Origin of the sequence: Gordonia rhizosphera NBRC 16068 (assembly GCF_000298195.1) — a bacterium.
In the GTDB taxonomy this organism is placed as follows: domain Bacteria; phylum Actinomycetota; class Actinomycetes; order Mycobacteriales; family Mycobacteriaceae; genus Gordonia; species Gordonia rhizosphera.
On sequence record NZ_BAHC01000063.1, the window covers coordinates 1 to 6392 of the forward strand.

The window sequence follows — 6392 nt, forward strand, 5'->3', positions numbered from 1 at the left end:
AGTCGCAATTACGAGATCCACCAAGGCCGCAGTCGCCTCATCTGGAGGATCTGTGACCAACTGGTCGTAAAGGTCTGCGTACCTGCGGATTTCCTTGATGACTTCGGTCGCCTTGAGCCCTCTGGCGAGGAGCCAAGCCTTGAAATCATCAAACAGACGTTCCACGGATACGACCTCGCCTGTCCGCGCAGTCAGCCAGTAGGCAATCACCTGGTCCAGCCGGCTCCGCTTGATGCGACCAGTCACGGTCTCGGCCCGCCACTGACGGCTATCGAGTGGTAACCAGTGGTCGACAAGTAGGGACTCGGCTAGGTGCCGTTCGCCTTGGTCTTCGACGAGCCGGAAGAGCAAGTTCTTGACCAGATCAGACTGAGATAGCTCAACACCTCGGTGGTTAAGTGCTTCAAAGATCACTTGGGCGTTATCGGTCTTCTCCAGAGTGATGCGCACCAGCGCAATCCGAGTCTCGAGCGCGCTGTGCAGGGCGTCTAGCCTGTCGCTGGGGTCACCATCGCAGGTCGCCCAATCTCGGATGGCATCCTCGAACCACAGCCGAGCTTCCGAGATGCGGTGTGCACCATCTGGGCACGGTTCCTGATCGTCGGGCCTTCGTACCGCCCACAGGTATTGAGGGCGATCCTGCGGAAGTGGCCAAAGCTTGTATTTGTCGTCCGGCCATTTCTCGTGAACCGCTTTCTGGTCGTTCTCTACCCACGCATCAAAGCGGCCTGCGGCGCTGTTTGCTCCCAGCTCTGTCGCTACTGAGCGTGCGGCAGCCAACATCACCTGCAAGGTGGTCAGTCGCTGCTGTCCGTCGACCAGAATCGATCCTCCGAGGCGCTGCGGATGGCTCGGAGTGGCCTTCACCACGATGGCGCCGAGAAAATACGTTGGTGGCTCCTCGGGCCAGTCGCCAGTAAGCATATTGCCTACGACTCCGTCAGCCGCAGCAGCAATGTCGTTCCAGAGTGGCAGCCAGTTGCGCTCCTGGCCCCACACGTAAGGACGCTGGAACATCGGGATCTCATAGCGATGATTGTCGAAGAAGATCGCTCCGAGCTTGACATCTCCGGCTTGCATACGGCTCCTTACTAACGGACCATTCCGACCCTAGTTCGAGCGCGGAAGCCTGTCAGCCGGTCGCGGCGCTGCAGTTGAGTTGGAATCAGGATGATGTGTGCCAGAGCCATGGGATGTGTGTGCCAGCCTATCGATCTGCGGACTCGGCGTCCTGGTCAGACCCAATTCCAAACATGCCCCACCACCTCGTGAACTCCACTGTGAACTGTTCGCCGCCGACCACAATGTCGGCAAGATCCTCGCGCCTCGTACGCCCATAGTTATGCATAGTTATGGCTCTGGAAAGAACTGCGGCCGCCAGACTCATAAGTTATGAATTCTGACGACTAAGTTATGAATTCTGACGACCATCCACGGCCTGGATATCCGGCACCGCCATTGACGCGGCCGTCCTGGCTCACCAACCCCGGAGCATGAAGCGGCCCGGGCAGAGCATTCGGATGACGGACATCCCCAAAGTCCGACGGGAGATGATCCGCAGACTTCGGTAGGGTGCGAGCGAACGATGTCGGGGGACGGGCAGATTTCTGCCAATCGGGGGTTTGAGAATCATGGTGTCGGGGGGACACGAGCCGGACTGGTTCGGCGATATTCCGGCGTGGCCGGCGACCGGACGGATGCCGGCGCGTGAGCTGGCGAGCGCACTGACCGCGGCACGGGTGGCCACACTCGAACCCGGCACGCCCACCACTGCGATGCAGGGCCAGGAGTCCTTCCTGCCCACGGCCGAATCGGCGGTCGACTGGACGGTTCCCGACGCGTCGGCGTCCGATGGACCGAGCCTCGACGACCCGTTCGAGCAGATGCGGCTCAATCCGGTGACCCCGGAGAAGAAGAGCGGCCCGACACGCTTCTGGACAGGCCATCGCGGGACATTGTTGGGTGCGGCCGCCGTCCTGGTCGTGTTGGGTGCGGCCGCCGGGGTCGCCCTGTCCCAGGCCGGTGGCGGCACCGAGCAGATGACCAACCAGGCGGCGGAGTCGACCACGGCGATCACCTCGTCAGCACCCGTCGACACCTGCCCCGCGCTCGTCGATGGAGGGGTCACCACCGGCGATGGGCCCGGCGACCAGAACTCCGGCGCGGGTGCCATCCTGGCGTTCAACCACGCCTACTACGTCTCCCGGTCCGCAGCCCGGGCGCGCGCGGTCTCAGCACCGAATGCCGTTGCGTCCGAAGACGTCATGCAGCAGTACATCGACCAGCGTCCGGTCGGGACGACCCATTGCCTCTCGATCACCGATGAGGGCAACAACACCTATGACGTCGTTCTGACCGAGTACCCGCCGGGCGCCGCGACGATCGTCTATCACCAGATCATCCGGACCGTCGAGTCCGACGGCAAGACCTACATCGCCTCGATCAAGGCGGTCGACTAGGCCCAGAGGCCTGGTCCTCGTGACCTGACACCTTGCTGCGCACCGTGCGCAGCGGCCTTCTTCTCCTGCGACTTCACTCGAAGACGCCAACGAAAGGACGCTCGACAGCATGGCTCACCCACCCAAGCGGCGCCCCCGGCACCGCGCGGCCGATTCCCGCCACAGCTCGGTCCGGGTGTCGGTCACCTCCGCAGCCCTGGCCGCGTCGATCGCGACCGGTGTCGGCGCGGGTCTCGCACACGCGGTCCCGGAACAAGGCGGGACGAGCCCGAGCGACACCGCACCTCAGCAGGGCGGCACCACGCCGGCGCCGAGTCCCGGAACACCGGAGCAGGGTGGCACCACCCCCATTCCCGAGACCGCACCGGTCTACGCGCCCGGTCCCGGATCGCTGCCGGCCCCGCCCCAGGAAGCTCCCTACCAGCCGTACGTCGCGCCGAGCACCTACACCGCGCCGACCTACGACGACGAGTACGAGGCGGCACCGATCCAGGCGCTGCGCGCCCCCGGGCCCGCCGCACCCGTGCGCCCGATCGCACCGCCGCCCAACAAGATCCGAATCGGCAACTACATCACCGACATCCCCGACGAGGATGTGAACTCGATCAACGCGTGGGCCGCCTACGGTGAGGCCAAGATCGCTCAGGGGTTGATCTCGATGGGCGTCCCGGAGGATGAGGCGTCCCGTCAGGCGGCGGCGACCATCATCGGGGTCGCCAGTGGTGGCGCGGCGGGAGCGGCGGCGGTCGGCATCCCGGCAGCGGCCACGGGGGCTGCGGTGGGCGCGGTGGTCGGCATCCCGGTGGGCGCGGTCGTCGGCGCGATCTACAACGGTGTCACCTTTTCCGGACTGCTGGCCATCCCGGGAGTCGGGTGGGAGCCGTGGCTCGGCATGGTCGGCCTCGGCGCCGGCGCCGGAGCGCTCATCGGCATCCCGGTCGGTGCAGCCGTCGGTGCCGCCGCATTGGGTGCGGCCGGCGCGGTCGCGGGAGCCGTCGCAGGCGGTACCGCCGGCGGTGCACTGGCCTACGCACTCGGCGCCGGCGACCCGGGAGCCAACCCCGACGAGCCGTGGAAGCAGGGCGATGCCGAGTCTCTGCCGAACCCGCAGGCCAATCAGTTCGAACTCACGTTGCCCGCCGACAAGGCGCAGCAGGCGGGCCTGCCGTCGGTCGACTTCACCGTGAACATGCGCGGCGACGTCAGCCTGCAGATCGGCTCGCTCGAAACCGGCTGGTCCGCGGAGCAGGCCCTCGCGCCGTACCGGGCCCTCGGGATCGTCGGGGCGCAGCAGGAGCAGAACGCGCGCGCGGCGACCAAGCAGAACGCCCCGATGGTCGAGCAGGTGATCCCCGGCATGCAGATCACCTGGCCGCAGGAAGTCGCGCCCACCTCTGATCCGCCCACCGTCTGATCCACCCACGACCGGTTCGCGTCGATGACGTCACCCGTGCCTACACTGACGGACGAGACGCGCCCGGGACAGCCGTGTCGGGTACACCGCACGTGAGCAGGCGCGAGGAGAACGGGAACCCAACGCGATGTACGAGGAAGAACAGGAACAGACCGTCCCGATAAGTCCGCCGCCGACCGCCGAACAGACCGTCGTCGTGTGCGGAACCGCGGGCGGGGTGGGGACGTCGGTGATCTCCGCGCTGCTCGCCGAGTATCGGGCCGCGACGACCCTGGGCGGCGCGTCGTGGTGGATCGACGCGGCCGGCAACGACGGCGACCTGCACCAGCGGTTGCGGGCCACGGGTGATCCGGTGTTGCTGCGCTCGACCCTCGGCGCCGGACTGTGGCCGTTGCCCGAGGAGGCGACGGTGACCGACGCGATCCTCAACGCGTGGCGGTTCGGCGCGGTACCCGTCGTCGACGCCGGGGCCCGGCCACTGACCATCCTCGACGATCTGTGTGAACCCGAGATGTCTGTTGTCACACCGATCCTCGTCGTCGGCCCGAGACCCGATCTGCTCAACCGGGCCCGGGAGATCTTCACCGAATGGGAACGAACCGGCGTGCTGCGTCGCGCGATCGTGGTGATCTGCAACCAGATTCCGGGACTCGACCACCAGGGTCTGACCGGCCTGTTGACCGACGTGGTGTCGGGTCAGGTCGCCGGTGTCGTCGGCATGGACTACGAACCCGTGCTCGGTGAGGGCACCGCACTCGACCGGGAGGCCCAGGAGCGGTTCGCCCCCCACACGTGGGAGGTGCTGCAGGCCCTGGTCACCCACACGACCGCGGCGCGGCCGCAATCGCCTGCCGCTCAGCAGTAGCGTGAACCCGCCCCGCGGGCGCGGCTACGATCCCTGCCCGGAGATCCAGAAGTAGGTACCCAGCGCCGCCACCAGCACGATGATGTAGAGCCATCCGATCCAGATCGCCACGCGCGCAAAGGGTCCGCCGAGCTCCCCGGTTCGGGCGATGGTCGAGCGGGCGCGGTAGCCGAGGATGAGGCCGATCGGCGCGGTTATCCCGAGGAGCGACAGGACCAGCGCCCAGATCGCGGTGCGGTTGGTCCGGGTGGCCCGTTTCGACGTGTTCGGGCGGGCCGGATCGCGCTGGGTCCGCGTGGACACGGTCTCCTCCGGAGCATCTGTCGTGGCGGCGGCCGATGGTCGATCGCCGGGAGTCGCGGTGCCGAGGGGTTTGAAGTCGTCCCCGTCGGTGAGGAACGGCTCGGGCCGGGCGGCGCGCGTCGGGGACTCGGCCGCGGACGCCATCCGCGTCGTCGGGCCCTCGGACCGGGAATCGGGAGCCGTGCCGGCGGCACGCGTGGGCGCCGCAGTCGGTGTCGGGGTGTTCGCAGTCGGTCCGCCCGTGGGTCGTGAACCGGCCGGCGGCGGTCCGGGCCGCCCGGCGACACCCTGCCCGGCGGGAGGACCCTGCGCACCCTGGGTGCCCGCCGGCGGCGGCCCGGCGCGGCCCGGAGGTGGGGAACCCCGACGCCCCTGGGGCGGCCGGTAACCCGGCGGAGGAGGGGCACCGGGGCCACTACCACCGGGAGCCGGCGGTCGCCCGGTGGCCGGAGCGGCGTTCCAGGTCGGCGTCGTGGCCTCGCCACGACCGGAGTGCCGGGGCGGGCCGGACGGCGGTGCGGCCCCGGGAACGCCCGATCGGGGCGGGTCGGACTGGCGAGGCGGGGGACCGGTTTGCCGTGAGCGGGTCGACGGTGGAACGGTCTGCGGTGGACGGGGGGTCGATGACGGCGATGCCGACCGGGCCGGGGGCGGCGGTGACTGGGTGTCCGACCGTCGCGGTGCAGGATCGGGAGCCGGCGGGGTGGGTCCCGACCGGTTCGGACCGGGCGTCGCACCGGAGCCGCGGCCACCCGGACCCGATGGCAACGGACCCGATGGCAACGGACCCGGCGCGGTCACCGGTCCCGACGGTGGTCGCTCCCACGGGGCGGCCACCCGAGGACTCGGCGGCGCGGCTTCATCATCCGTCGCCGGGCCGGCCGCAGCCGAACCGGCGGTGGAACTCGAGCTGTCGTCGGACGTCACCACTACAAATTACCGCCGTACGTGGGGCAAACGGGGGGCTACCGGTCGGAGCGGGCCCGGACGGCGCGCATCGAGGAGCACGATCAGGACGCCGCTGACGTCGTGCCGTCCCGGTACGCGGCGAGATCCTCGACGCGCGGCACGGTCGCCGACACCGGGGGGATATCGCTGCGCGACCGGCGGATCGCCGTCGCCACCGCACCGGCGGCCAGCACGGCGACCAGCGCCGCCAACACGGCAAAGAGGGATTTCTTGGTCATACCCCCAGCGTGCCAGCAGACCCGCCGACCTGCCACGCCGGGGCATATCCGCACCGTTCTCGGCGGAGCGCGATGCGGTCTCGGCGGCAAGTGGTTGGATGGTGGTGTGACTACTCAGAAGCAGACCGCGACGATCCACACCAATCGCGGCGACATCGTTGTCG

General features: G+C 68.5%; 6 protein-coding genes. 3 read left to right on the top strand and 3 right to left on the bottom strand.

Going from position 1 to position 6392, the window contains the following annotated elements:
- The coding region (locus GORHZ_RS07165) for a DUF262 domain-containing protein (protein ID WP_006331569.1) at nt 1–1080 on the bottom strand (1080 nt) is incomplete at its 3' end.
- A 551-nt stretch (nt 1081–1631) separates the two neighbouring features.
- Between GORHZ_RS07165 and GORHZ_RS07175 the strand changes: the two genes are divergently transcribed.
- The 3 genes from GORHZ_RS07175 to GORHZ_RS07185 all read left to right on the top strand — a co-directional run bounded on the left by GORHZ_RS07175 (nt 1632) and on the right by GORHZ_RS07185 (nt 4738).
- The gene (locus GORHZ_RS07175; RefSeq protein ID WP_006331571.1) at nt 1632–2459 is read left to right on the top strand and encodes a DUF8176 domain-containing protein; all 828 of its coding nucleotides are present in this window, start codon (nt 1632–1634) and stop codon (nt 2457–2459) included.
- 109 nt (nt 2460–2568) lie between these two features.
- Nucleotides 2569–3873, top strand: coding sequence for a hypothetical protein (locus GORHZ_RS07180; RefSeq protein WP_006331573.1), 1305 nt, complete (start codon nt 2569–2571; stop codon nt 3871–3873).
- Between the two features lie 127 nt (nt 3874–4000).
- Nucleotides 4001–4738 (top strand): hypothetical protein, encoded by a 738-nt coding sequence (locus tag GORHZ_RS07185; RefSeq protein ID WP_006331575.1) that lies wholly within the window; start codon nt 4001–4003, stop codon nt 4736–4738.
- 24 nt (nt 4739–4762) lie between these two features.
- Here GORHZ_RS07185 and GORHZ_RS29905 read toward each other — a convergent pair whose 3' ends face one another.
- Nucleotides 4763–5185 carry a DUF4190 domain-containing protein gene (locus GORHZ_RS29905; protein WP_006331577.1) on the bottom strand — a complete coding sequence of 141 codons (423 nt, stop codon included), beginning with the start codon at nt 5183–5185 and terminating at the stop codon, nt 4763–4765.
- Between the two features lie 866 nt (nt 5186–6051).
- Nucleotides 6052–6228 carry a hypothetical protein gene (locus GORHZ_RS31230; protein ID WP_165393394.1) on the bottom strand — a complete coding sequence of 59 codons (177 nt, stop codon included), beginning with the start codon at nt 6226–6228 and terminating at the stop codon, nt 6052–6054.
- Nucleotides 6229–6392 lie beyond the last annotated feature (164 nt).